Raw genomic sequence first — 25,875 nt, 5'->3', positions numbered from 1 at the left:
GCACGATGGTGAAAATCCCCCTTTCCCAGACAACAGTAAATTTGTGAGCTATTGCTAGCCCTTCCCGATGCTTGGACTACACTTTTGAAAGGTAAATCAAAACTATTCAATTGATTGGAGTCCGACCGATGCTGATCGACACGGCCAAGAAAGGCCCGCTATTTGCCTCAAAGAAAACTTCAACAACCACAGATACCCTGCCCCCATGGAAGGTACTGGTGGTGGATGATGAACCTGACGTACATACGGTCACCAAACTTGCCCTCTCCCGTTTCAAGCTCGATGGCCGTGGCTTGCATTTCATTAACGCCTACAGTGGTGAACAGGCCAAAGAGTTACTGCAAGACGAAGAGGATGTGGCTGTCGCCTTTATTGACGTGGTGATGGAGACGGATCATGCCGGGCTTGAGTTAGTGCGTTGGATCCGCGAAAAGCTGCAAAATAAAGCTATCAGGCTGATTCTCCGCACCGGCCAACCCGGGCAAGCACCGGAAGAGGACGTGATAGTCAACTATGACATCAATGACTATAAAGCCAAGGCCGAGCTGGACTCCCGTAAGCTGACAACCAGTGTCTACTCTGCCCTGCGCTCTTTCAGGGACATTACCGAAATTGAGCAGGCGCGGCAGATGCAGCTCAATCATCGTCGCGGACTGGAACGAGTACTCGGAGCGACTTCTGGCCTGTTTGAACTCCGCACCCTGCACAAGTTTGCCGATGGTTTACTGACTCAGGTGGCCAACTTGCTTGAGCTCAAAGACACCACCACCATACTCGGCTGCAATGCGATGGATGCAGTAGCAAAGCCAGGTCATAACAAAAAAATTCATATCCTTGCTGCTACAGGCGAGTTTACCAACCATCATGAAAAACCTTTGCCTTCCCATATTCAATCACTGATGGAAGAAGCTTTGAATGCTCGACGTTGTCTTTACCGGGATGATTGTTTTGTGGGTTACTTCCCGGCCAAAAATAACTGGGTCAACCTGCTTTATATGGATTCGGTCAGCCAGTTGACCGATCTGGATAAACAACTCATCGACATTTTTGCGATCAATGTCGGGGTGGCGTTTGAAAACCTGTTGTTGAACCAAGAGGTAGAAGATACTCAGTCGGAGCTGATCCTGCGTCTCGGTGATGTGGTAGAGAGCCGCTCCAAGGAAGCGGCCAATCATGTGAAGCGTATGGCAGAGTATTGCCATCAGTTGGCATTGTTAGCAGGCTTACCAGAAACCGAAGCTGATCTGCTCAAGCGCGCTGCGCCCATGCATGACATAGGGAAAATAGCCATTCCCGACAATGTATTGCTAAAACCGGGAAAACTGGACGATATGGAGTGGGATGTGATGCGGCAACACCCGATAATCGGCCATCAGATCCTGGCCAATTCTGAAAGGCCTATTTTGAAAGCCGCCGGCACCATTGCCTTGCAACACCATGAAAAGTACGATGGCAGTGGCTATCCCAATGGCCTCTCGGGTCATGAAATCCATCCATTCGCCAGAATCGTGGCCATTGCCGACGTGTTTGATGCCCTATCCCATGCCCGCTGTTATAAACCCGCCTGGCCGCTCGATGAGGTGCTGAGTGAGATGCAGTCCTGCAGTGGTCGCCATTTTGACCCAGACTTTTTAAGGTTGTTTGTTGATAACATAGATGTTTTCATCAAAATCAAAAACAGTTGGCGCGATGATGCCGAACCTTAACCCGCTTATGCGAGAACCTTAGGCGCAACTTGTTAAGCAGTCATGAAGGTTTATACCCGAATGCCTTTACTTCTGCTTGTGGTTGTCGGCGAGAAAGTCGAACCAAGTGGAGTATTGCTCTGTTCCCTGTTGCCAACTGACAAACATGCGCCATACCATATAGCCACTGCTGCAGGAGCCAAACATCATCTGGCCCTCAAATGCTTTTCCGTCAGTAACTGATGTTGCCACTGGAATTACGCCCATAAACATATCCCTCCCCTCAAGACGAAGCTTGAGATTGGAAACCGAGCTGCTGAAGTTAAGTTGCCAATGAATTGGCTTTTCACTCGGGGCAAAGCCTGGCTCAAGCCTTAGGGATAGCTGTTGCTCCGCCACTTTTTTAACACAATCTGAGACAGAAAAATCACACAAACTGAGGTCTGGGTCAGCTTGGGTCGTTATCTGATTTTGAGCCTGATCACACCCAAAGAGCAAAAACAGACTAAAAATACCACCAACGAGCTTGGAGAGAGTTACGTAACGCATAAAATTTCACCTTATGCTGCAAGGTGTTAACATTCTATTGTCGAGTTTGATCTGGATCAATAATGTGTCCGGCAGATTGGTATCTTTTTTGATGTAGCTCAAGTATCATTGCTGCGCCTGACACTTTATTTCAAATATGTAGATCACGGCATTGACAAAGCGGGCTCGCTGCAATAGGGGCTTGTTAGTGTCACTTATAACAGGTAAAGACTAGTACTTTACTGAACAACAAGTAAAAGTAATAAGCAGTGGAAGCAATATGATGAACCATTCCCAGCCAACAGGCGCTGATTACAATTACACCGTTGTCCGCCAATTTGCGCTAACCACAGTTTTGTGGGGCATAGTTGGTATGTCATTAGGTGTACTTATCGCGGCTCAGTTAATCTGGCCACAGCTGAACTTTGAGACTCCTTGGTTAACTTTCAGTCGTTTAAGACCGTTACATACCAATGCGGTGATCTTTGCGTTCGGCACATCAGCCCTTTTCGCCACATCCTATTATGTCGTTCAACGCACCTGTCAGACCCGTCTGTTTGCACCTAAACTGGCTGCATTCACCTTCTGGGGCTGGCAAGCCATCATTCTCTCGGCCGTAATCACACTGCCGCTGGGTATCACCAGCAGTAAAGAATACGCCGAACTGGAATGGCCTATTGATATCGCCATCGCCGTAGTCTGGATCGCCTATGCGGCCGTGTTCTTCGGCACCATTATTAAACGAACCACTTCCCACATCTATGTGGCTAACTGGTTCTTTGGCGCCTTCATTATCACAGTCGCCGTATTGCACATAGTGAACTCCATGGCTGTTCCTGTCAGTCTGTGGAAGTCTTATTCACTGTACAGTGGCGCCGTCGATGCCATGGTGCAATGGTGGTACGGTCATAATGCGGTAGGCTTCCTGTTGACTGCCGGTTTCCTCGGAATGATGTATTACTTCGTTCCCAAGCAAGCCGGACGTCCTGTTTACTCATATCGCCTGTCGATCGTCCACTTCTGGGCCTTGATTGCCCTGTATATCTGGGCCGGTCCTCACCATCTGCACTATACAGCCCTGCCCGACTGGACCCAGTCTCTGGGTATGGTGATGTCGCTGATCCTGTTCGCACCTTCATGGGGCGGTATGATCAACGGTATCATGACCCTGTCCGGTGCCTGGCATAAACTGCGTACCGATCCGGTTCTGCGCTTCCTGGTGGTGTCACTGTCCTTCTACGGTATGTCTACCTTCGAAGGCCCTATGATGGCCATTAAGACAGTAAATGCCCTGTCTCATTACACCGACTGGACTATTGGTCACGTTCACTCTGGTGCACTTGGCTGGGTTGCCATGGTGTCTATCGGTTCTCTGTACCATCTTATCCCAGTACTGTTCGGCCACGGCCGCATGTATTCCACTAAGCTGGTGAACCTGCACTTCTGGTTGGCGACAATTGGTACTGTACTTTATATCGTTTCCATGTGGATCTCCGGTGTAATGCAAGGTCTGATGTGGCGCGCTGTAAACGCAGACGGCACCCTGACTTACAGCTTTGTTGAAAGCCTGGAAGCCTCTTATCCGTTCTACTTCGTCCGCTTCCTGGGTGGTTGTTTCTTCGTAACGGGTATGCTGATCATGGCTTACAACGTGCTGCGCACTGTTTATGCCCCTAAAGACTCTCTGCCTGCCATCGCAGAAGCCAAAGCCGCATAAGGAGCAGTAACGATGAAATTCAATCATGAAATAGTTGAGAAGAACGTCGGCCTGCTGGGTATCTTCACTGTGATTGCCATCAGTATTGGTGGCCTGGTGCAGATCACGCCGCTCATCTTCCAAAAAGATACCACTGAGCCGGTTGCCGGTCTCAAGCCTTACACTGCTCTGCAGCTTGAAGGCCGTGATATCTATATCCGTGAAGGATGTAATAACTGCCACAGCCAGATGATCCGTCCGCTGCGTGCCGAAACTGAACGTTACGGTCACTATTCAGTTGCCGGTGAATCTGTTTGGGATCACCCCTTCCTTTGGGGTTCCAAGCGTACCGGTCCCGACTTGGCCCGTGTGGGTGGTCGTTACAGTGATAAATGGCATGAAGTTCACCTGATCGATCCCCGTGCCGTAGTTCCTCAGTCCAACATGCCTGCCTTCCCTTGGCTTGCTGAAAACACCCTTACAGGTGAATACACAGCCAAGAAGATGGAAGTGATGCGTGGTTTTGGTGTGCCATACGAAGATAAAGATATCGAAGGCGCCCAAAAAGCCGTTGAAGGCAAGACAGAACTGCAGGCGCTGATCGCCTATCTGCAGTCGCTGGGACACGCACTGAAATAAGGAGGCAAATATGGACTACGGCACTATACAAGGGATTATAACGCTGGTTTTGATCTTGGTTTTTGTCGGGATATTTGCTTGGGCATATAGCTCGCGTCGTCAAAAGCAATTCGACGAAGCAGCTAATCTGGTGTTTTCAGATGAACAACACCAGAATGCGAAGGACTCAGGAGAACACAAATAATGTTAATGAGTAACTTCTGGAGTATCTGGATCACCGTGCTCAGCTTACTGGTGATCGCAGGATGTTTTATTCTGCTACGGCTCTGCTCCAAAAACACCACGCCGGAGATTAAAGAAGGCGACCTGATGGACCATAGCTATGATGGTATTCAGGAGATCAATAACCCACTGCCTAAGTGGTGGAGCTATCTCTTTTATATCACCATCGTCTTTGGTCTGCTCTATTTGGTGCTCTACCCTGGCCTGGGGAACTACAAAGGCCTGCTCGGCTGGAGCAGCTCCAACCAGAGCATAGGTACAGAGCAAGGCATCAAGGCCGACTCTGCCAAGGCGATTGCCGACGCAACGGAGGAAGGTCGCTGGGTTCAGTACGATCAGGAAGTGAAACTTGCCGATGAGAAGTACGGCCCTATCTTCGAAGCTTATAAAGCAACGCCACTGGCCGAGCTGGTGAAGAACGAAGAGGCCCTCAAAGTCGGTGGTCGTTTGTTTCTGCAAAACTGCGCCCAGTGTCACGGCTCAGCCGGTCGTGGTGGCAAAGGCTTCCCTAACCTGACCGATAGTGACTGGTTGTACGGCGGTGAGCTGGAAACCATCAAGACCAGCATCATGAATGGTCGTCACGGTATGATGCCACCTAAAGGTGGTCTGCCTATCGATGATAGCGAAATTGCAGGTCTGGCCGAATATGTGGTGAGCCTGTCCGGTCGCGAACATGATGCCGCTTTGGCTGCCAAGGGCCAAGGTTCATTCATGAAGGGTTGTTTTGCCTGTCACGGTATGGATGCCAAAGGTAACAAGCTAATGGGCGCCCCTAACCTGACCGACAATATCTGGCTTTATGGCGGTAGCCGCGGCATGGTGATGGAGTCCATCAAGAATGGTCGCAGTGGCGTCATGCCACCTTGGAAAGACGTTCTCGGTGAAGAGAAAGTCCACGTCATAGCCGCTTACGTATATAGCTTGTCACATCAGGCAGAGAAGTAAGTTTGATTGACTTTTCAAGGGCCTCGAACTTTTCGGGGCCTTTGTTTTTAAAATACCGCTTTCGCGATAGAATAGCCCTCCAAATAGAATAATAGGTAAACAGTATGAGCACTCCACAAGCCTGGTATAAGCAGTTCTGGCCTTGGTTTCTTATCGTTTTGCCCATGTGTGCCGTTATAGCCAGTTTTGCCACTCTGCGTATTGCCCTCACCAACTCCGACTCTCTGGTTGCCGATGACTATTACAAAAACGGCAAGGCGATTAACCAGGATATCCACAAAATTCAATATGCTCGTCAATTGGGAATGCAATTTTCCCTGGAATGGCGTGATGGTGAACTTTTGATCACCCAACATGGCGGCCCAGAGTATCTGGCGGCACTGAACCTGGAGTTTTACCATCCGACGCTGGCAGACAAGGATTTTACCCAAATGCTGACCGCAGACGCCTCCAATGTGTACCGCTATATTCCCAATGAGACGCTCGATGGTGCCTGGGTTGTACGAGTCGAAGGATTTGACCGTAAATGGCGTTTGCAGCAAAGATTGCAGATAGAAGCGGATAAGACCTACTGGCTCAATTGAGTGCTGTCATGACACATACAGTCTGTTTTCATTGTGGGGAGCCCGTCACCACGGGCATGCAGTTCAGTACAGTGATTGATGGTCAGGCTCAGCCCATGTGTTGCCTGGGGTGTCAGGCTGTGGCTCAGGCCATCATGGATGCCGGACTGACCAACTACTACAAATTCCGCTCAGAACCTGGCAGCAGGCAAAACGCCCTGGTGCCGGATGAGCTCAAGACCTTCAGTGCCTACGACCTTCCCGAAGTGCAGCAGGACTTTGTGCACGATCAGGGCAATCAAACCTCAGTCTCGTTATCGATTGACGGTATTACCTGTGCCGCCTGCGCCTGGCTCATCGAGCATAAAGTTAAACAGTTGCCTGGGATTGACTCGGTGCAGGTCAATTCCACCACCCAAAGAGCCCTCATCAGTTGGCGTCCGGCCGACATTAAACTGTCTGAAATACTTAATCAAATCGGCCGTATCGGTTATCAAGCGGCGCCTTATCAGCTGGACGAACAGGAAGTTCAGAGTAAAAAGAACAGCCGAAAGTTTCTGCTGAGGCTTGGCTTGGCGGGCTTTGCCACCATGCAGGTGATGATGTTCGCCCTGGCGCTATATGCCGGTTACTTTTCCGGGCTTGAGGTGGAATATCGCGACTATTTCCGCTGGGTGAGCATGATGTTTGCCGCACCAGTGGTGTTCTACTCGGCGCAGCCTTTCTATTTCAGTGCCCTGCGGGCCCTGCTCGCAGGCAGGCTCAATATGGATGTGTCTGTCTCCATCGCCATCTGCGGTGCCTATATCGCCAGCTGTATCGCGACTGTGCAAGGCACTGGCGAAGTCTATTTCGAGTCTGTGTCCATGTTCACCTTCTTCCTGCTGCTTGGGCGCTATTTTGAGCAAGCGGCGCGGCAGAAAGCTTCGGTCAGTTCGAGTAACCTGCATAAGTTGGTGCCCCTAACCGCCCAATGTATCGGGGATGATGGCAGCAGCAAAGAGATCCCCGCCAAGCGCTTACAAATAGGCGATCTGGTGCTGGTGCGCCCAGGGGAAGTGATCCCCGCCGATGGTTTGGTAGAGCAAGGCCATTCTGCGGTCAACGAGGCCATGCTTACCGGGGAGCAGATGCCGCAGAGCAAACAGCCTGGAGACCAGGTTTATGCCGGTACCATCAACCAAGATCAACCACTGAAAGTACGGGTGAACGCCATAGGCCAAGATCAACTGGTGGCAGAAATCATCCGTTTGCAGGAACTGGCCTCCAATAATAAGCCAGCCGTCGCCATGACGGCCGACAAGCTGTCGCGTTATTTCACCGGCACTATACTCAGCATCGCAGCTATCACTTATCTGGTGTGGCACCAGTTCTCACCCGAAGATGCCTTCTGGGTCACGCTATCTGTATTGGTAGCTACCTGCCCATGCGCGTTGGCCTTGGCAACCCCAACGGCTGTGACCTGCGCTACGGCGCTGTTTACCCGCCTGGGGGTAATTACCCGTAAAGCGGGGGTGTTTGAAAAGTTGCCGCAAATTGATGCCGTTGTCTTTGATAAGACAGGCACCCTCACCTGTGGCAACCTGACCTTACTGGAAACTCACATTACCAAAGGCCGAGAGGCAGAGTACAGTGAATTGCAGGTACAACAATTGGCAGCAGCGCTTGAAGCCGGTTCATTGCACCCGATTGCCCTGGCATTCAGCCCTTATGCCGGAGGACTAGAAGCTGAGAATGTCCATCATCAGGTGGCTCGTGGTATCAGCGGTAAGATCAATGGTCGCGATTTTAAGATAGGCAATGCCGAGTTTGTCGGTATTGAGCTTCCCCCAAGTCAACAGCAACGGGTGTTCCTCGCCGATGAACAAGGCTTGGTGGCCAGTTTTATCCTGCAGGATAGGCTGAGGGACGATGCCAAGGATACGGTCGAGGCACTCAAGGCCAACAGTATCCGTCTGGCGATCGCCAGTGGTGATACCCGCCCCCATGTGGAATCTCTGGCTCGGCAAGTGGGCATAACTGAAGTGTACGCAGACATGAGTCCGGCTGATAAGCTCGATTATGTACGCCGTTTACAACAGCAACATAAGGTGGCCATGTTCGGTGATGGTATCAATGATGCCCCAGTGCTTGCCGGAGCCGATCTGTCTATCGCCATGGGCAGTGGCACGGCACTGGCAAAAAATAGTGCCGATCTGATTTTGCTTGGCGATCATCTATGGCGTTTTACCCAGGCCATAGCGGTTGCCCGCAAAGCCAATCGCATCATTCGCCAAAATCTTGCCTGGGCTTTGGGGTATAACCTTCTTATACTGCCTCTGGCCGTAACCGGCCATGTTGCACCCTATATTGCCGCTATCGGCATGTCGGCCAGTTCGCTGATCGTCGTCAGCAACAGCCTCAGACTTCTCAAGGTCCGCTTATGAGTATTATCTACGTGCTAATCCCCATCGCCATGTTGTTTGTTCTGATCGCCGTGGGGGTGTTCTTTTGGGCGGTAAAATCGGATCAATTTGACGATCTCGAGCGCCACAGTGTATCGATTCTATTTGACGACGAGCCAGTGGCCACTAATACGCAAGAGGCTGAGTTTCAGGAGAGTGTTCAGGATAAATCGCATTCTCAGGACAAAACTCATGGAATATAACCTCACCGGCGCCTTTCTGGTGGGCCTGATGGGAGCCGGACACTGCTTTGGCATGTGTGGCGGTTTGGTGGGCGCCTTTTCCAGCCAGCTTCCCGCTGCCCGCCGGGGCCAGAATCCATTGGCACAACAGCTCTCGTTTCTGCTTCCCTATAATCTTGGCCGCATTCTCAGTTACAGCCTGGCCGGCGCTTTGGTAGGCGGTTCGGCAGCTGGGCTTGGCATGCTGTTTGATATTGATATCTACCTCTTGGTGCTCAGACTCATTGCCGGTGTGATGATGATCGCTATGGGGTTGTATATCGCCCGTATCTGGGTAGGATTGGTTCAGATTGAACGCCTGGGTCAGGGATTGTGGCGTTTACTTAAGCCCTTGTCCCAAAAATTATTACCTGTTACTCATCCCGGCCAAGCATTGCTTGCAGGCATGGTTTGGGGTTGGCTGCCCTGCGGCCTGGTATACAGTACCCTTACTTGGGCTGTCGCCAGTGGCAGTGCCAAACAGGGTGCGCTGATCATGCTTTGTTTCGGTTTGGGAACATTGCCTGCTCTGCTCAGTGCCGGTGTGGCCGCCAAGGCGTTGGCCGACTGGGCGCAAAAGCGCGCCGTACGCTTGCTTGCCGGGTTATTACTGGTTGGTTTCGGAGTCCAAACACTCTATATTGCTCTGGCTCAGCTTGACTAGCCGGGGTCGGTGAATTGGTTTAACATGGGAAGAGTCGCTTTACTTGAGAAAGACTATGACAATAGACAATAACAAGCATCGTCGCCCTGCTGCCGGGGGTTGTACCATTCATTGTCATGATTGCAGCATGGGGACTCTGTGTATCCCCTTTACGCTCAATTCCAATGAATTGGATCAGCTTGACAATATTATCGAGCGCAAGAAACCCATTCAGAAGGGGGAACAGCTGTTCAAGTCCGGAGATCCGCTGAAGTCTCTATATGCGATTCGCTCCGGAACCATTAAGAGCTATACCATCACAGAACAGGGCGATGAGCAGATCACTGGCTTCCATCTGGCCGGCGATGTCATAGGCTTCGACGGTATCCATTCCCAGTCACACCAGAGTTTTGCTCAGGCCCTGGAAACCTCTATGGTGTGTGAAATTCCCTTCAATACTCTGGATGAACTCTCCGGCACCATGCCCAAACTCAGGCAACAGATAATGCGCCTGATGAGTAATGAAATTATGAGTGACCAAGGGATGATCCTGCTGCTCAGTAAAAAGAATGCCGAAGAACGCCTGGCGGCCTTCATCAGTAACCTCGCGGCTCGTTTTGGTAGCCGTGGCTTCTCCCCCAGAGAGTTTCGCCTCACTATGACCCGCGGTGATATCGGCAACTATCTTGGCCTAACCGTGGAAACCATCAGCCGCCTGCTGGGGCGTTTCCAAAAGGCGGGGCTGATCGAAGTAAAAGGTAAATATATCACTATACTGGATCTGGAAGAGCTGGACAGGCTGGCGGGAGCCGCCCGAATAGCAAGATAACTAAGCGAATCAATATATTGATCTCAAGCAATACAAATCATAGCCAATATCGCATGATATAAATACATCATGCGGAATAAGGAAAACGCCATGAGGGATTATCAAAAGCTATTGGTCGTAGTCGACCCTACATCAGAACAACAACCAGCCCTTGCCCGCGCAGTGGAGCTCGCCACTCGCAGCAAGGCCAAGATTACTGTGTTTCTGTCTATCTTTGATTTCTCCTATGAAATGACCTCTATTCTTTCCAATCAGGAACGTGAGGCCATGCGTCAGGGGGTTATCAATCAACGGAAAGCCTGGATTGCCGATCTGCTCAAGCCGCATCAGCAAGCCGGGCTCGAGATGGACAGCGAAGTGCTGTGGCACAACCGCCCCTTTGAGAGCATCATCAACTTTGCCATTCAAGGTGAATACGACCTGATAGTCAAAGGTACCCATGAGCACGACAAACTCAAGGCGGTTATTTTCACCCCAACCGACTGGCACTTATTGCGTAAGGCACCAGTCCCAGTGTTGCTGGTTAAAGAGCATGACTGGCCGGTGAAAGGTAAAATTCTCTGCGCCGTCAACGTTGCCTCTGAAGATGAAGAACATCAATCCCTGAACGGCAAGATCATTGAGCATGCCCAGGAACTTGCCACCAAGTTCGATGCCGAGGTGCACCTGGTCAACGGTTATCCAGGAACCCCGGTCAATCTGGCGATTGAACTGCCGGACTTTGATGCCCACACTTATAACGAAACCATTCGCATGCAGCATGAGCAGCGGGTCAATTATCTGGCCAACAGTTACGGCGTTGATACCGCCCACTGCCACGTGAAAGAAGGTCTGCCTGAGGATGTTATCCCTGAGCTGGCGGAGCAACTGGACGCCGAACTGGTCGTTCTCGGCACTGTGGGTCGCACAGGATTCTCTGCCGCGCTTATCGGTAATACAGCCGAACATGTGATAGATTCGGTCAACTGCGATCTGCTGGCGGTCAAACCCGACGGTTATAAGTCGCCTCTGGCCTGAGTCGCCCCTTTACCCGACCGGCTTTAGCTGGAATAATACGCGCCCTGAACCATAGTGTTACTGGGCGCTTATTTTTTTATGTCTGAAGTTATGCAAGAGCTGGATAAGAAACAAATCACTCGTCTCAACAAACTGCAAAAGCGTTTACGCCGCGAAGTCGGCAGCGCCATTGCCGATTACAACATGATTGAAGAAGGCGATCGCGTGATGTGCTGCCTCTCCGGTGGCAAAGACAGCTATGCCATGCTGGACATTTTGTTGAACCTACAACAGCGGGCGCCTGTGCAGTTTGAAATTGTCGCCGTCAACCTGGATCAGAAGCAGCCCGGATTCCCGGAAGAAGTACTGCCAGCCTATCTGGATAGTTTAGGCGTGGCCTACCATATTCTTGAAAAAGACACCTATTCGATAGTTAAAGATAAGATCCCCGAAGGCAAGACCACTTGCTCACTTTGTTCTAGGCTGCGCCGCGGTACCCTTTATGGGTTTGCCCAGCGAATAGGTGCCACCAAGATAGCGCTCGGCCACCACAGAGACGACATCATAGAAACCCTGTTCCTCAACATGTTCTACGGTGGCAAGATGAAGGCCATGCCACCCAAGTTGCTATCGGATGACGGTGCCAATATGGTGATCCGTCCCCTCGCCTATTGCCGAGAAAAAGACATTGCCGAATACGCTAAACTGAAAGCCTTCCCTATCATTCCTTGTAACCTTTGCGGCTCCCAGGAAAACCTCAAGCGCGCCGAGGTCAAGAATATGCTCAAACTGTGGGACAAACAGTTCCCCGGCCGTATCGAAACCATCTTTACTGCGATGCAAAATACCGCACCGTCCCAAGGCGTTGACCGCACTGTGTTTGACTTTATGGCACTGGAGCGCAATCCGGATGCTCCCGCCAGCGGTGAAGTTGCCGAAGCCGATTTACCCGCCTTTGACTTTATGGATGTCAGCAACAGCGGTCATATCGATCTCGACAGTGCCGCCAAACATGCAGATCAAAGCCAGCGTATCGAAGTGGTTGGCATCTATCAGCCTTGATACAACTCTTCCGAACAAGCACCAGGTGCTTGTTCGGAAATGCTCTGTTTACTGCCGCTTACTTCATCAAAACTAAAGTCACTATCAAAACTAAAGCCACTTTTGCATAAACAGCAAACGCTTGCCATTGACCTCAGTAGCATCGAATTCACAATAGCCCAGCTTTTGATAGATATGGCGGCCAACCTGATTAATATCAAATACATCGAGCCAAATACGCGAAACGTTTAACTCATTAAGGCGATATATCGGCTTCATACGACATAAAGAAGCCCCGCAATGCGAGGCTCTGATTTGTTTGACCAGAACTAACTGACCAGAACGGTTTGACAGCGGGTTTAGCGGTTACTCGTATGTCATTTGCCTGGCGCGACCCAGGGGCTGATCACTTTGGGGGTAGCGTCAAACTTCAGAGTTTTGAGTAACGCGATCTCCTCATTACTGAGTTCATAGCGCTTATCCAGCGCCTGGTGGCGGCCATCGAACCAAGCACCATTTTCACTGCCGCTAAACTCTATGCTCAGACCCGAGATAGGCTTGGCGAAATACTTCATGGGAAAGCCCTGCATCTGCTTCAGCGCTTCATTCATTTGACTGCTGATGTTTCTCAGCTCGTCGCCGCTGTACTCTTGCTTAGGATTACGCACCCTGAGCTGCATCCCTATGCCACAACCTTGCCCTTCACCTTCAATCTCAAGATTAATCAAGGCTCTGGCATGCTTGAGTTTTTCATCGAAGGGAATATATAGCCGCTGGCTGGCATCGAAAGTCAGCGGAAAGTGTTCAGTCTCCGTACTGATATTGCCGGCTTTCAGCTGACAGTTCTGGGTTTCCGGTACGCTAAACGCCAGATCGATGAGTTGATAATTCCCCTTATTCATCACTTTCATCCGCGTGTAAAAGTCGGCGTAATTCAAGGATACCTGGCTCGCCATCAACGAGGGAGACAACAATAAGAGTGCACTAAACAGCAGTTTTTTCGACATGGTTTTCCACCAAATATTCTTCGTTGTGACGCAGCATATCGAGCAATTCGTCAATATAGGCTTCCTGGCGCTCGGAATAATTCACCAGACCATAAACCAGCTTTTCAGCGGTCAGCGGCTCATGCTGACTACGCAGATCGGCGCGAATGGAGCGAAATAATGAATAGGCAGCATTGGAATTAAGATTGCGCATATAGGAAGCCACCGAATCATCGACCGATTTGAATACCGCAACCTCATGGGACATACCTTCGGTACGCGATTGCGGTACCAAGCCGCAGCCTTTCTTGAAACACCACTGACCGAAGAAGTTCAGTCCTTCGCGGGCAAAGCGTGAGCTGCCCCAGCCAGTTTCATTGGCTGCCTGAATAAGTACCATGGATTCAGGGATCACATCGACTCGGCGTAATAACTTATTGATGCTGTCACTGTCGATGGCACGCATGGCATATTGATACTTTTCCGCCAGACGCTGAATACGATACTGCTCGGCTTCATTAAGCTGATGCTGGTTTTGCAGGTGTTTTTGCACCTGCTCGAGGAATTTACGCTCCTCGGCGATGATGTTGTTTTGCTTTTGCACGGCCGGACGCAGGAAGTCAAAAAACGCCTGTTTCTTGTCGCTGACAACACTGATACTGCTGAAATCGGGGATCAAACTGACACCCAATTGGTTCTTCATCAGTGGCGCTGAAGTCTGCTCGGTGGTTTTCAAACTGGGTATCAAATACACTCTCAGAGCCAATACCGACAGGATCACCAAAGCCAGTGCCAGGGTAAATGAGCCAAGTTTTCCGGTTTTCAATCAGTCTTTCCTTTTGCTTATTGCCCAAAGGTCGAGGGAAAAATGTCCGCGCATTATATGTCAGATATCACTTTTCACAAAATCAGTCGCTGGCAGCTTTCCCCCACTAATGTAGAATGTAAAGGTTTCAAATCGCAGCAAGGATCCGCTATGCAAGCGCAGTTATTCAGTCAATATCGGCAAGTTGTTGCCATAGGCGGTGGCCATGGATTAGGACGAGTGCTGTCGGCTTTAGCGTTTCTGGGAAACCACCTCACCGGCATAGTGGCGACAACCGATAATGGTGGCAGTACAGGTAGATTAAGGAATAGCAATGACTGTATTGCCTGGGGCGATCTGCGTAACTGTCTCAGCCAGTTGGCCCATAAGCCCTCTGTTGGCTCACTGTTGTTTGAATACAGATTCAACAGTCAGGATGAGCTCAATGGCCATAATCTGGGCAATCTTATCCTGACTGCGTTGGATCAACTCTGCGTCCGGCCGCTTGAGGCTATCAATCTCATCCGCGGTTTACTCAAAATTGAGACCCGTCTTTACCCCATGTCAGAGCAACCGACTCACCTTTTTGCACTCGATGTCTCCGGCTGTAAGGTGTTTGGTGAACTGGAGGTCGACAACATGGCAGAGCGGCCCGTCGCAATGAATCTTGAGCCTATGGTAAAGGCCACCGAAGAAGCCGTGGCTGCATTGAACGCTGCAGAACTGATCATCTTAAGCCCAGGAAGCTTTCTCACCAGCTTGATGCCGCCTTTACTGTTGCCCGAATTGGCTACCGCTATTAAAAACAGCGCCGCCAAGGTGGTGTTTATCGACAATCTGAAACCCGAATCGTCCGTAGCCGGTGAACTCAGCCTCAATGCCAAACTGGACTGGTGTCAGCAGCTGATAGGCCCGGGGCGTATCGATGCTGTGCTGTGTCATGGTCAGCCTGCGCAGGAAGGATTGATTTATCGCTCGCCGCTTGCCGACCCAATCCAGAGTGGTTGCCACGACAGAGACGCCCTGATCAGCGCACTGGTGCAGGCTCTGCAGCCGAAGAAACTCATTGCCTGAGCAACATTTTTTTAAGACCGGCTTTTGTGCCCGGATACGTAAAAAGGACAGCCGCAGCTGTCCTTTTTTAAGTTTGGCAAAACCCAGCAGGCTTAGAGCACCTTGGCTATCGCCTTGCAGATAACCGGCATATTGGTCTTGGTCATGCCGGCAACACTGATACGGCCGGAGCCGACGATGTAGACGCCGAACTCATCTTTGAGCCTGGCAACTTGTTCTTTGTTGAGGCCTGAGAAGCTGAACATACCGTTTTGACGAGAAATGAAACTGAAGTCGCGATCGACGCCTTCGGCCTTGAGGCTCTCAACGAACAGGGTTCTCATGCTGGCTATGCGCTGGCGCATTTCGGTCAACTCTTGCTGCCACAGGGCATTGAGTTCACCGTCGTTGAGAATAGTGCTGACAATCATGGCACCATGAGCCGGCGGGTTGGAGTAGTTGGCGCGAATGGTACGCTTAACCTGACTGAAAGCCCGGGCAGCGCACTCGCTGTCTTTAGCCACCAGAGTCACGGCGCCGATGCGCTCGTTATAGAGACCGAAGTTTTTCGAGAAGGAGTTGGCAACCAGCAGCTCAGGCACCATGGCGGCTACGGCTCTAAGTCCCTGGGCATCTTCTTCAATTCCAGTGCCAAAGCCTTGATAAGCAAAGTCAAACAGGGGCACCAAGCCTTTATCGGCGCACAGTTTGGCAACTTGTTGCCATTGACTCATATTCAGATCGATGCCGGTCGGGTTATGGCAACAGCCATGCAGCAGCACAAGATCCCCTTCACTCGCCTGTTGCAGATCTGTCATCATGGCATCGAAGTCGAGATCATGGGTTTCTGCCTGATAATAGCTGTACTCTTTGATCTCAAGCCCGGCGGTTTCGAAAATATTCTTGTGGTTGGCCCAGGTTGGGTTGCTGATCCAGATGGTTTTGCTGTCAGTGTTGCTCAGGACAAACTCTGCAGCAACCCGCAGCGAGCCGGTACCACCCGGAGCTTGGGCTGTTACCGCCCGGCCATCGGCGATAATGGCGCTGTCTTTACCGAACAGCAATTGCTGAACCGCTTGATTATACAGGGCAACCCCTTCGATACCGAGATAGCTCTTGGTCTTTTCCTCTTCGAGCAACTTGGCCTCCGCCAATTTAACCGACTTGAGTACCGGAGTCTGGCCTGCCTCATCCTTATAGATGCCAACCCCCAGGTTGACCTTATCTGTGCGGGGATCGGCTTTGAAAGCCTCGGTTAAACCAAGAATGGGGTCGGCCGGCGCGGCGGTAATCTGAGAAAAAATCATGACAACTTTCCTGTAATTGGACATGTAGGGACAAATTGGTTCCATTTATACCACTGTCCTCAGTCTGGTTATAGTCTCCTTGGCAGATTCTGAGTCATTTAATTTATTAATTGAAAGATATTCACTCAGAAAGGAAATTTATCATGGATATGACAACGAAATGCGCTACCGATGGCTTCCGCCTAGCTGTGATGTCAGCTAGGTTCGGAAACGAAAAACGGGACCCAGTTAAGACTGGATCCCGTTATCAAAATCTGGCGGTGAAGGAGGGATTCGAACCCTCGATACGTTGCCGTATACACACTTTCCAGGCGTGCTCCTTCAGCCACTCGGACACCTCACCGTACGTTGGACATTGCGTCTCAACGGGGCGGTACTATAGAGAACTCCAAAGGCCGGGTCAATGCTTTATCGTGCATTATCATCCGTTCGCCGGGTTTTTAGCCTTACACGATTAAATCAACCGGAGCCACTACCCCGAACATGTCAATGTTCTACAAGAAATAAACCCATGAGTTTATTTCTAAACAAACGAAAACGGGGTTCAGCCTAAACTGAACCCCGTCGTCTAAATTTGGCGGTGAAGGAGGGATTCGAACCCTCGATACGTTGCCGTATACACACTTTCCAGGCGTGCTCCTTCAGCCACTCGGACACCTCACCGCATCGATACTATTTACTGTGCGTATCAGCACATTCACCAAGAGACAAATCTCTATCCCCTTGATGGAGCGGTACTTTACGCAAAAGGAGGATTCCGGTCAAGCAAAAATCCGCCTTAATCTCCGTTTGCGCATTTGCTGAGCAGTACGGTTCATAAATGGTTCAATCAATGTTCATTGAGCCTGAATTTACTCACTTCATCACTCATTCTATTGGCATCTTTGACCAGCAGTTCGTTGAGTTTGCCCAGTTCATTGGCAATATCCTGAGTATTGCGATAAATATCGCTGATCTTCATCGCATTGCGGTTCACCTCTTCAGATACGGCCGATTGCTCGTGGGTCGCGGCAGCTATCTGCTCATTCATACTGTCGATTACTTCCACGTGCTCAACTATGCGTCTGAGCTCTTCTCCGGCGCGATTGGCTTCATTGACGCTGGTATCCGCTTGAGTCTTGCCTTTGGTAATGGCGGCTACCGCCACTTCGGCGCCCTGTTTGAGTCTTTCTGTCATGTTACGGATATCCTCGGTAGAGGATTGCGCCCGCTGTGCCAGATTACGCACCTCATCGGCCACCACGGCAAAGCCGCGGCCCATCTCACCGGCGCGTGCAGCTTCAATGGCTGCATTCAGGGCCAAAAGATTGGTCTGCTCGGCAATCCCGCTGATAACCTCAAGCACACTGACGATACCGTGAATATCCTTATCTAGCTCTGAGATAGCATCGGCAGCAAAACTGATCTCATCAGCCAGCTCACTGATGGCCGATGCAGTGCGTCCCACTTCCAGGCTCCCTTCCCTGGCCTCTGTACTGGCTTGATTAGACGCTTCCGAAGCCCTTACCGCATTCGAGGCAATTTCCTGTACGGTTGAACTCATTTCTGTCATCGCCGATGCCACCTGTTCTGTCTCACTGTAGCCAACAGCTACATCGGCCTGCATCTGGGTTGAGTGTTGTTCCATCTGTTGCACCACTCCCAGCAGAGTCTTGCTGCTGGAGCGGACGCGCAGTATTACCTGTTCAAAGTCGGTCATCATACTGTTGAAAGACTCGGCCAGCTCGCCAAATTCATCTTTCCCTGTATGGGGTAAACGCACACTCAAGTCATAATCTGCCCGGGCACGGGTCACACCACGATGCAACTCCCGCAAACTCCCGTGTAGGTATTTAAGAATGATGCTGGAAACAAGACTGACAATGATCAGTCCTATCACCATAATCCCCAGAACTATCCAGGTTTGATTGGCCGCATTTTGTTGTTTGTGCAAGGTCTCGGCCAGCAGTTTATCCGACAGCTTCTGCTCAAATTCATGTAACAGGTTAATTCGGGCGGTAGACTGATTAAACCAAGTTTCCGGCGATTGGGACCTGAGGTCCTCGGCTTTTTGCCCAAAAGCCAACTCTCTCAACCGAGTAACCTCGGCCACTGCGGCTTGCGCCTGCAAGATCTGTAAATCTTTGAGAGCGGCTTCATCCGCCAAGGCCACAAACCTTTCCTGGTAAGCGTTTTGCTCTGAAACCAGAGTGATAAATTTGCGATATACTCCGGGTTTGAATTCACTGTGGCCAAAGGTGGAGCTGAGTACCGCTCGTTCGATACCAGCGCGTTCCTTCATCTGTAAAAATGCTGAAAAAGCGGCAGCCTTAATGGCGATTTGCTGATCGCCCCCTTTCTGAACACTGAGGTCGACAATCGACAGCAACAATTTATTCAATTCGGTATAGAAAGCGACCTCTTCGGCAACCGTGATGGTTAACCTGTCCACTTGGCTACGAATTTCTCTCAAGCGGGCAATGCTGCTTCTGGCCTGTGCTAAATCCGTAGCAAAATCGGCTGGAAGCTGATGACTATTCAGAAATTCATTAAATTGTTGTAACTGTTTGTCGGTCAGTTGCCGCTGGCTTGGCAATTTGTCGGCAAAACTCTTGCCCTTGGAGCCAAGATAACCGGCGCTCATGCCGCGCTCTTTTTGCAGTTCATGTACTAGCGCCGAATTGACCACCGCAAGTTCACTGAGATCCAGCACTTCCTCCAGACCATTGGCAAGTGATAGTCGATCGCTGAACAGTAAAATACCAAACAAAGTTGCCGCTATGAAAGGCGGCAGGATGACCAAGAGAAATTTGTGTTTCAGAGGAAGATTTTCAATCCATTGCCATTTCATCGATATACCCTTAATGCGCTAACTTACTAATTTATCGTTACGAGATACAATTTTTAGTATTTGTTGGCAAGTATAGTCGATGAATTGGCGTGTAAGTGGGTAAAGAGCCTACAAAAGTAGGCTCTTTATTGACTCATTGATTAAAAATTAATTCGAGTTGATCAGGCGTTGCCTTTGACCTGCATATTGAGGGTTTTGGCAAAATCCAGCATTCGAGTCAGAGGCACCAGAGCGCCTTGACGCAGCGCTTCATCGACAAAGATCTCATGTTGGCTGTTGTCCTGATTTTCCAGCGCACTGGCTATCGCCTTGAGGCCATTCATTGCCATCCAGGGGCAGTGAGCACAGCTGCGGCAAGTGGCGCCTTCACCGCCGGTTGGGGCTTCAATCAGGGTCTTACCCGGTGCTGCCTGTTGCATCTTGTAGAAGATGCCTCTGTCGGTGGCCACGATAAAGGTATCATTGTCCATGGTCTGGGCAGCTTTGATCAACTGACTGGTTGAACCTACGGCATCGGCCATTTCCACCACACTCGCCGGAGATTCAGGGTGAACCAAAATGGCGGCGTTCGGGTGCTGCGCCTTTAATTGACGCAAGGCTCTGGCCTTGAATTCATCATGAACAATACACTCGCCCTGCCACATCAACATCTCGGCACCGGTTTGCTTGGCAATATAACTGCCCAAGTGACGATCTGGCCCCCAGATGATTTTCTTGCCTTCACTGTCCAGGTGCTCCACGATTTCCAGTGCTATGCTGGAAGTCACCACCCAATCGGCTCGGGCTTTGACCGCAGCCGATGTGTTGGCATAGACCACTACCGTATGATCCGGATGGGCATCGCAGAAGGCACTGAACTGCTCAATAGGACAACCAACATCCAGAGAACAGGTGGCTTCCAGAGTCGGCATCAGAATGGTTTTTTCCGGACTCAGGATCTTAGCGGTTTCCCCCATGAACTTAACCCCAGCAACGATGAGCGTCTTGGCGGGATGATCACGACCAAAACGCGCCATTTCCAGCGAGTCGGAGACACAACCACCGGTTTCCTCGGCCAGAGCCTGAATTTCAGGGTCCGTATAGTAGTGGGCAACCAGCACCGCATTCTGCTCTTTAAGCAGTTGCTTGATCCTGGCTTTGTATTCGCTTTTTTCCTGTTCAGACAAGGGAACCGGTTTGGGCGGGAAAGGATATTGAATATTTTCTATGCTTGGTGCTACCTGACTCATAACAGACCCAATGCGACTAATATTGCTGGCGATTATACGAAATCTGCCACCAAATCGTAACCACTTTGTGCTCAAGATCAAATAAAGCCATTCTGTAAGCCAATTGAACGGCGCCCGGCTCAAGCACACCTAAAACGAAGCCCCGCATAGCGGGGCCTTCTATCTTATCTCATCGCCAGCAGCATTTCCTGCGGCTGCTCGAGATACTGCTTCCACAGATTACAGAAGCGGGCAATGGTGCCGCCATCTATCACTCTGTGGTCACCAGACCAACTGACCTGCATCAGTTTACGGGCTTCCACCTTACCCTTGGCATTGAAACGCGGCAGGGTTTGCACCTTACCCAAGGCCACAATCGCCACTTCGGGTTTATTGATGATAGGTGTTGCCACAGTGCCGCCCAGCGCGCCTATGTTGGAGATGGAGATGCTACCATCTTTCAGATCGGCAGGTGCGACTCTACCCGAGCGCGCGGCCCGGGTCAGACGGGTCACTTCGGCGGCGATATCCAGAATCGACTTATCCTGCACATCCTTGACGTTGGGCACCAACAAACCGACCTTGGAGTCGACGGCCATCCCTATGTTATGACGACCAAGATAGGTGAGCTCGGTGCAATCGGCGTTCACTCGGCTGTTGATCACCGGAAACTCGGTCAGCGCCAACGACATGGCCTTCATAAAGAAAGGCATCATGGTCAACTTGAGCTCGTCATTTGAGTACTTGGCCTTCATCGCTTCACGAAGGGCGATAAGCTCGGTCAAGTCCAACTCTTCGCAATAAGTAAAGTGCGGAATGCTGGAGACAGACTCCATCATCATCCGCGCCATCACGGCGCGAACGCCCTTGATAGGCTCTACCCTATCGCTTGCCGTTGCCGTTTTGCTGGCTTGCACTTGGCCCTCTGCCAAAGTTTGGGTTTGGGCTTGAACCTGAGGAGCCGCCCCCTTAAGGAAACGTTCGATATCCTCTTTGTAGACCCGACCGTTTTTACCGCTGCCAGGCACTTTGGCGATATCAACATCCAGACTGCGAGCCATACGTCTTACCGCTGGGCTTGCAAGTGCCTTGCCCTGGGGCACCATACTGCAGGCGGCAGTTTGCGAGCTGCTCTGGGCTTGAGAGACGGCAGAGGCTGAGCTTGATGGAGCACTTGCTGCAGCGGGTTGAGCCACGGCTGCACTGGTGGATTCAGCGGCAACTTCAATGGCAAACAGAGGCTGATGCACCTGGGCCAACTGCCCCTTGCGGTAGTGCAGCTTGACTATTTTACCGGCCTTCATCGCCGGGATTTGCACCAGTGCCTTGTCTGTCATTACATCACAGATAGGTTGATCTTCAACCACAGTGTCGCCTTCTGCGACCAGCCACTCCACCAGTTCGCACTCGACTATGCCCTCGCCGATATCCGGCAGCATAAAGTCTTCCACCTGGCTGCTACCACCTGCAGCACTAGTACTCGGCTGTGCAGCAGTATCGGCGCTGGCTACAGGTACAGGCACTTCGCTGTCTGCAGCGTCCACTTCCACGGCATACAAAGGCTCATGCACCTTGGCAATTTCCCCCTTAGCGTAATAAAGCTTACTGATAACACCGGGGAAAGGCGCTGGAATTTGCACCAGAGCCTTGTCTGTCATCACATCACAAACGGGTTGATCTTCGGCGACGGTATCCCCCTCAGCCACCAACCATTCCACCAGTTCACACTCGACAACACCTTCGCCTATGTCGGGCAAAATAAAATCTTTAATCATCCTGGCTCTCCTAGAAATTCACCGAGGCCTTGATGGCTTCAAAGGTTTTAAGCGCATCCGGCATATATTCTTTTTCGTGGATCAAGGGATATGGCGTATCCAGACCACAAACCCGGCTGATGGGCGACTCCAGGTACAGGAAGCATTCCTGTTGGATGGTAGCGGCAATTTCACCGGCAAAACCACCGGTCAGCGGCGCTTCGTGGTTGATAAGCAATCTGCCGGTCTTTTTCACCGACTCGGCCACGGTTTCCACATCCCAAGGGGCGAGAGTACGAAGGTCGATGACTTCGCAGTCAATGCCTTCCTCTTTGGCCATATCGGCTGCTTTCTCGATGATTTCCATCTGCGCGCCCCAGGCCAGCAGAGTAATATCTTTACCCTCACGAACCACTTCGGCTTTACCCAGCTCCAGTTGATAGTCGCCTTCCGGCACATCGCCGACAGAGGCGCGGTACAGGCGCTTGGGCTCAAAGAAGACCACAGGGTTGTTATCGCGAATGGCGGCCAGCAGCAAACCCTTGGCTTGGTATGGGTTACGGGGAACCACCACCTTAAGACCGGGCGTTTGGGTAAAGTAGGCTTCCGGTGACTGGGAGTGGTAATGACCGCCGGCAATGCCGCCGCCATAGGGGGTTCTGAAGGTCAGGCCGCCGACATCAAACTCGTTGCCGCTGCGGTATCTGAACTTAGCCGCTTCGTTGACGATTTGATCGAACGCCGGGAAGATGTAGTCGGCAAACTGGATTTCCGCTACCGGCGTCATGCCGTTGGAAGCCAGGCCGTTGGCAAAGCCTGCTATCCCCTGTTCGGTAAGTGGAGTATTGAAGCAGCGCTCACGGCCAAACTTTTCCTGCAAACCGGAAGTTGCCCGGAACACACCGCCGAAATGGCCTACGTCTTCACCGAAAACCAGCATCTTGTCGTCGGCTTCCATCGCTATGGTCAGGGCATTATTGATGGCCTGTAACATATTCATCTGTGCCACGCTTATGATCTCCCTGCTGTTTTAGGATAGGCTTTCGGATACTTGGCAACGTGGGCCTTAAGCTCGGTTAATTGCTGCTTGAGCGCCACTGTCGGCTGATCAAAAACGTCTTCTATGATGGCGTCTATGGCTGGTGCCGGAACCTTTTCGGCCACTTTTACCGCGGCCAGCACTTCCTCGCGATACTTCTCATACAGCTCGGTCTCGTCGCTTTCCTTGAGCCAGCCTTTGTTGATCAGCCACAACTTGAAGCGTTTCACAGGGTCATGCTGTTGCCACTTGGCTTCTTCCTCTTTAGAGCGATAACCGGATGGATCGTCGGAAGATGAGTGGGCGCCCAGGCGGTAGGTCATGGCTTCAATCAGCACTGGCGCGTTGTTTTCAAGCGCGTAGGCTCTGGCTTGCTGCGTTGCGGCCAGAACCGCCAACATATCGTTGCCGTCGACTCTGATGGTGTGCATGCCATAACCAACGCCGCGGCTGGCTATGCCGTTACCGGCGTACTGCTCTTCCGTAGGGGTTGAGATGGCGTAGCCGTTGTTGCGGCAGAAGAAGATGACCGGCGCTTTATGAACTGCGGCCATATTGAGACCGGCATGGAAATCGCCTTCAGAGGCGGCGCCTTCACCAAAGTAACAGATAGCGACATTACGCTTGCCCTGCATCTTCAGCGAGTAACCTATACCGGATGCCTGCGGGATCTGGGTCGCCAGCGGTGAAGAGATGGTTTGGTAGTTGAGTTCACGGCTGCCATAGTGAATAGGCATCTGCCGGCCTTTGCCCAGATCTTTCTCATTGCTGAACATCTGGTTCATAAACTGCTCTGTGGTAAAGCCTCGATAACGCAGTGCGGCATGTTCGCGGTACTGGGCAAGGATCACATCCTTGTCATCCAGCGCGGCGGCACTGCCGATAACGGCGGCTTCTTCACCGATACAGGTCATGTAAAAACTGATCCTTCCCTGACGCTGGGCGCCCAACATACGTTCGTCCAGGACACGGGTAAAGACACAGGTATCGAATATCTTGCGTGACAGGGCTTCATCTATGACGGGCAATACCGCCTCTTCATAGGTGGTGCCGTCGGCCTGAAGTATTTTGAGTACAGGGATATGCAGCGAGTCCTTGTTCAAAAAACTCACCCGATGCACCGTCTCATTCATCTTTGTTGCGTTGCTCATAGTGTGCTCTTGTTATCTCTGGGTTTGTCCGGCTCGAAACCGGCCCTACCGATTTTTTCAGTACGCGCCCCGAACATTACGTTAACGTAAACTAGCAAGCAACTCCCGCCTTGGTCGCTTTGCCAACTAGCATGGGATCGGTGCGTATATATTGGTTTACAATTCAGGCCAATGGCACCTCTGTGGCCTGAACCAGGCAGATCACCGTTCGTTGGCCAATGGGCACCTTGGCGTTGGGAAACACCACAGCTTCCGAGTCCTGCTCTACTCGAATATCCCGGCCCGCTTCCCGCGCCAGCACATAACCCTTGGGGAAAGCGGTGAAGTTTTCCACATCGCTGGCGAAGGTAAATTCAAAGTCGTCGGCCTGCTTATTGATGACCCTACAGACCTGATAGATATTGACCCGTTCAAGCGCCTGTTCCTCGAGTTCGAGCGATTGCTTGCAGATCAAACGGCTCAGCATCTCCCGGGTGGCGATAAAACGTGTCATATCGTTTTGTCCCATGGGGTAAACCTTGCCAAGCTCAATGGTAAAGGCGTCAGCGCCAAACTGATTTGACGAGAAATAGCTGAAAGTGGTTGTGGGTTCATGATGCAGCAACACGGTATCGACTCCGGCCGCCTCCAGGAACATCAATTGTTCACGGCTGTAAGCCTTACCCGGTCGATAGGGATAGATGGCAAACTTTTCATGCTTGGAGCCGCGAATGGCGGTGTGCAGATCGTAATGGATCCTCTGTCTTGCCCCTTGCGGTGCGTCTTCGAAGAAACGTGTGACATAATTTTCCAGCTTCTTGGCGCGGATCCGCTCCGGGTTCACCAGCCCGGGGGAATTGGAATGTTCACCACTGAACAGCCGGTTGAGGTTTTCATCGACAATACGGGTGCCACGGTTAATTGCCGCCGGGTTACCGAACATGAAAAGTACTCGCTGCCCTACCCGTATCTCTTGCTTCAACAGCGACTTGATAATGCCATTACACAGTTCAATAGGTGCAGTTTCATTGCCGTGTACCCCGGATGACAGCACGATATCTTTATCACTCTGGTTGTCCAGAGGTTCAAACAGCAAGACTCCTGTGTCCCAAATCGCTATCCGAGTGTGGTCGCCAAGCGTGCCGCTAACGCTTTCCAGTGAATTGGGGTTATTTAGAGTCAATGACAGGAAGTCAGGATTATCCTTCAAGGCTTGTAACACGAAATACTCCTTCTTATTGCCGCTTTGGCTGTTGTTTCCATTAACGCTGCCTCCTGGGCATTTGTCGCAGTGCGTTTGCTAGTTGA

General features: G+C 51.2%; 24 protein-coding genes and 2 tRNA genes. 13 read left to right on the top strand and 13 right to left on the bottom strand.

What is annotated here, in order from left to right; genetic code table 11:
- Positions 1–128 precede the first annotated feature (128 nt).
- A complete protein-coding gene (locus tag K5621_RS10165) occupies positions 129–1,706 on the top strand; it encodes a DUF3369 domain-containing protein (RefSeq protein WP_100143662.1) in 1,578 nt (525 codons plus the stop codon).
- A 66-nt stretch (positions 1,707–1,772) separates the two neighbouring features.
- On the opposite strand, the gene K5621_RS10160 is transcribed toward K5621_RS10165, so the two are convergent.
- Positions 1,773–2,234, bottom strand: coding sequence for a hypothetical protein (locus tag K5621_RS10160; RefSeq protein WP_221049175.1), 462 nt, complete (start codon positions 2,232–2,234; stop codon positions 1,773–1,775).
- Between the two features lie 259 nt (positions 2,235–2,493).
- Between K5621_RS10160 and ccoN the strand changes: the two genes are divergently transcribed.
- From ccoN to ttcA, 11 genes are all read left to right on the top strand, one after another.
- Positions 2,494–3,930: a cytochrome-c oxidase, cbb3-type subunit I gene (gene ccoN / locus K5621_RS10155; RefSeq protein ID WP_100143660.1), complete on the top strand. Its 1,437-nt coding sequence runs from the start codon at positions 2,494–2,496 to the stop codon at positions 3,928–3,930.
- A 12-nt stretch (positions 3,931–3,942) separates the two neighbouring features.
- Positions 3,943–4,548 (top strand): cytochrome-c oxidase, cbb3-type subunit II, encoded by a 606-nt coding sequence (ccoO, locus tag K5621_RS10150; RefSeq protein ID WP_025010382.1) that lies wholly within the window; start codon positions 3,943–3,945, stop codon positions 4,546–4,548.
- Positions 4,549–4,558: 10 nt separating this feature from the next.
- Positions 4,559–4,732 (top strand): cbb3-type cytochrome oxidase subunit 3, encoded by a 174-nt coding sequence (locus K5621_RS10145; protein ID WP_100143659.1) that lies wholly within the window; start codon positions 4,559–4,561, stop codon positions 4,730–4,732.
- Between the two features lie 5 nt (positions 4,733–4,737).
- Positions 4,738–5,718, top strand: a complete 981-nt coding sequence (ccoP, locus tag K5621_RS10140; protein WP_221051165.1) for a cytochrome-c oxidase, cbb3-type subunit III — start codon at positions 4,738–4,740, stop codon at positions 5,716–5,718.
- A gap of 104 nt (positions 5,719–5,822) precedes the next feature.
- A complete protein-coding gene (locus K5621_RS10135; protein WP_100143658.1) occupies positions 5,823–6,302 on the top strand; it encodes a FixH family protein in 480 nt (159 codons plus the stop codon).
- A gap of 8 nt (positions 6,303–6,310) precedes the next feature.
- Positions 6,311–8,707, top strand: a complete 2,397-nt coding sequence (locus K5621_RS10130) for a heavy metal translocating P-type ATPase (RefSeq protein ID WP_221051093.1) — start codon at positions 6,311–6,313, stop codon at positions 8,705–8,707.
- Positions 8,704–8,928: a cbb3-type cytochrome oxidase assembly protein CcoS gene (ccoS, locus tag K5621_RS10125; RefSeq protein WP_100143656.1), complete on the top strand. Its 225-nt coding sequence runs from the start codon at positions 8,704–8,706 to the stop codon at positions 8,926–8,928. The genes K5621_RS10130 and ccoS overlap by 4 nt, the downstream gene beginning before the upstream one ends.
- Positions 8,918–9,610, top strand: coding sequence for a sulfite exporter TauE/SafE family protein (locus tag K5621_RS10120; RefSeq protein WP_221051092.1), 693 nt, complete (start codon positions 8,918–8,920; stop codon positions 9,608–9,610). The genes ccoS and K5621_RS10120 overlap by 11 nt, the downstream gene beginning before the upstream one ends.
- Before the next feature lie 55 nt (positions 9,611–9,665).
- Entirely contained in the window at positions 9,666–10,418 is a 753-nt protein-coding gene (gene etrA, locus K5621_RS10115) for an electron transport transcriptional regulator EtrA (RefSeq protein ID WP_100143654.1), read from the top strand.
- Between the two features lie 90 nt (positions 10,419–10,508).
- Positions 10,509–11,435 (top strand): universal stress protein UspE, encoded by a 927-nt coding sequence (gene uspE, locus K5621_RS10110; protein WP_100143653.1) that lies wholly within the window; start codon positions 10,509–10,511, stop codon positions 11,433–11,435.
- Between the two features lie 78 nt (positions 11,436–11,513).
- Entirely contained in the window at positions 11,514–12,476 is a 963-nt protein-coding gene (gene ttcA, locus K5621_RS10105; RefSeq protein ID WP_045282778.1) for a tRNA 2-thiocytidine(32) synthetase TtcA, read from the top strand.
- A gap of 90 nt (positions 12,477–12,566) precedes the next feature.
- On the opposite strand, the gene K5621_RS10100 is transcribed toward ttcA, so the two are convergent.
- From K5621_RS10100 to K5621_RS10090, 3 genes are all read right to left on the bottom strand, one after another.
- On the bottom strand, positions 12,567–12,734 hold the full coding sequence (locus K5621_RS10100; RefSeq protein ID WP_221051091.1) for an N-acetyltransferase: 168 nt from the start codon (positions 12,732–12,734) through the stop codon (positions 12,567–12,569).
- A 98-nt stretch (positions 12,735–12,832) separates the two neighbouring features.
- Positions 12,833–13,462: a DUF2987 domain-containing protein gene (locus K5621_RS10095; protein WP_221051090.1), complete on the bottom strand. Its 630-nt coding sequence runs from the start codon at positions 13,460–13,462 to the stop codon at positions 12,833–12,835.
- On the bottom strand, positions 13,440–14,267 hold the full coding sequence (locus tag K5621_RS10090) for a glucosaminidase domain-containing protein (RefSeq protein ID WP_221051089.1): 828 nt from the start codon (positions 14,265–14,267) through the stop codon (positions 13,440–13,442). Before K5621_RS10090 ends, K5621_RS10095 begins: the two co-directional genes overlap by 23 nt.
- 150 nt (positions 14,268–14,417) lie before the next feature.
- Between K5621_RS10090 and yvcK the strand changes: the two genes are divergently transcribed.
- Positions 14,418–15,320 (top strand): uridine diphosphate-N-acetylglucosamine-binding protein YvcK, encoded by a 903-nt coding sequence (yvcK, locus tag K5621_RS10085; protein ID WP_221051088.1) that lies wholly within the window; start codon positions 14,418–14,420, stop codon positions 15,318–15,320.
- A 92-nt stretch (positions 15,321–15,412) separates the two neighbouring features.
- Here yvcK and K5621_RS10080 read toward each other — a convergent pair whose 3' ends face one another.
- The 9 genes from K5621_RS10080 to astE all read right to left on the bottom strand — a co-directional run bounded on the left by K5621_RS10080 (position 15,413) and on the right by astE (position 25,789).
- Positions 15,413–16,606 (bottom strand): amino acid aminotransferase, encoded by a 1,194-nt coding sequence (locus K5621_RS10080; protein ID WP_100143648.1) that lies wholly within the window; start codon positions 16,604–16,606, stop codon positions 15,413–15,415.
- Between the two features lie 255 nt (positions 16,607–16,861).
- Positions 16,862–16,949 (bottom strand) — tRNA-Ser (locus K5621_RS10075).
- Positions 16,950–17,181: 232 nt separating this feature from the next.
- A tRNA-Ser gene (locus K5621_RS10070) sits at positions 17,182–17,269 on the bottom strand.
- A 166-nt stretch (positions 17,270–17,435) separates the two neighbouring features.
- The gene (locus K5621_RS10065) at positions 17,436–19,436 is read right to left on the bottom strand and encodes a methyl-accepting chemotaxis protein (RefSeq protein ID WP_221051087.1); all 2,001 of its coding nucleotides are present in this window, start codon (positions 19,434–19,436) and stop codon (positions 17,436–17,438) included.
- Positions 19,437–19,597: 161 nt separating this feature from the next.
- Entirely contained in the window at positions 19,598–20,665 is a 1,068-nt protein-coding gene (gene nadA / locus K5621_RS10060; RefSeq protein WP_100143646.1) for a quinolinate synthase NadA, read from the bottom strand.
- Positions 20,666–20,829: 164 nt separating this feature from the next.
- Positions 20,830–22,419 (bottom strand): dihydrolipoyllysine-residue acetyltransferase, encoded by a 1,590-nt coding sequence (locus K5621_RS10055; protein ID WP_221051086.1) that lies wholly within the window; start codon positions 22,417–22,419, stop codon positions 20,830–20,832.
- Between the two features lie 10 nt (positions 22,420–22,429).
- Positions 22,430–23,407, bottom strand: a complete 978-nt coding sequence (locus K5621_RS10050) for an alpha-ketoacid dehydrogenase subunit beta (RefSeq protein ID WP_071476039.1) — start codon at positions 23,405–23,407, stop codon at positions 22,430–22,432.
- 2 nt (positions 23,408–23,409) lie between these two features.
- On the bottom strand, positions 23,410–24,588 hold the full coding sequence (locus tag K5621_RS10045) for a thiamine pyrophosphate-dependent dehydrogenase E1 component subunit alpha (RefSeq protein ID WP_221051085.1): 1,179 nt from the start codon (positions 24,586–24,588) through the stop codon (positions 23,410–23,412).
- A 163-nt stretch (positions 24,589–24,751) separates the two neighbouring features.
- The gene (astE, locus tag K5621_RS10040; protein WP_221051084.1) at positions 24,752–25,789 is read right to left on the bottom strand and encodes a succinylglutamate desuccinylase; all 1,038 of its coding nucleotides are present in this window, start codon (positions 25,787–25,789) and stop codon (positions 24,752–24,754) included.
- Between the last annotated feature and the right edge of the window lie 86 nt (positions 25,790–25,875).

The organism is Shewanella carassii, from assembly GCF_019670705.1.
Classification (GTDB): Bacteria; Pseudomonadota; Gammaproteobacteria; order Enterobacterales; family Shewanellaceae; genus Shewanella; species Shewanella carassii.
This window is presented reverse-complemented; position numbering and strand designations above follow the sequence as displayed.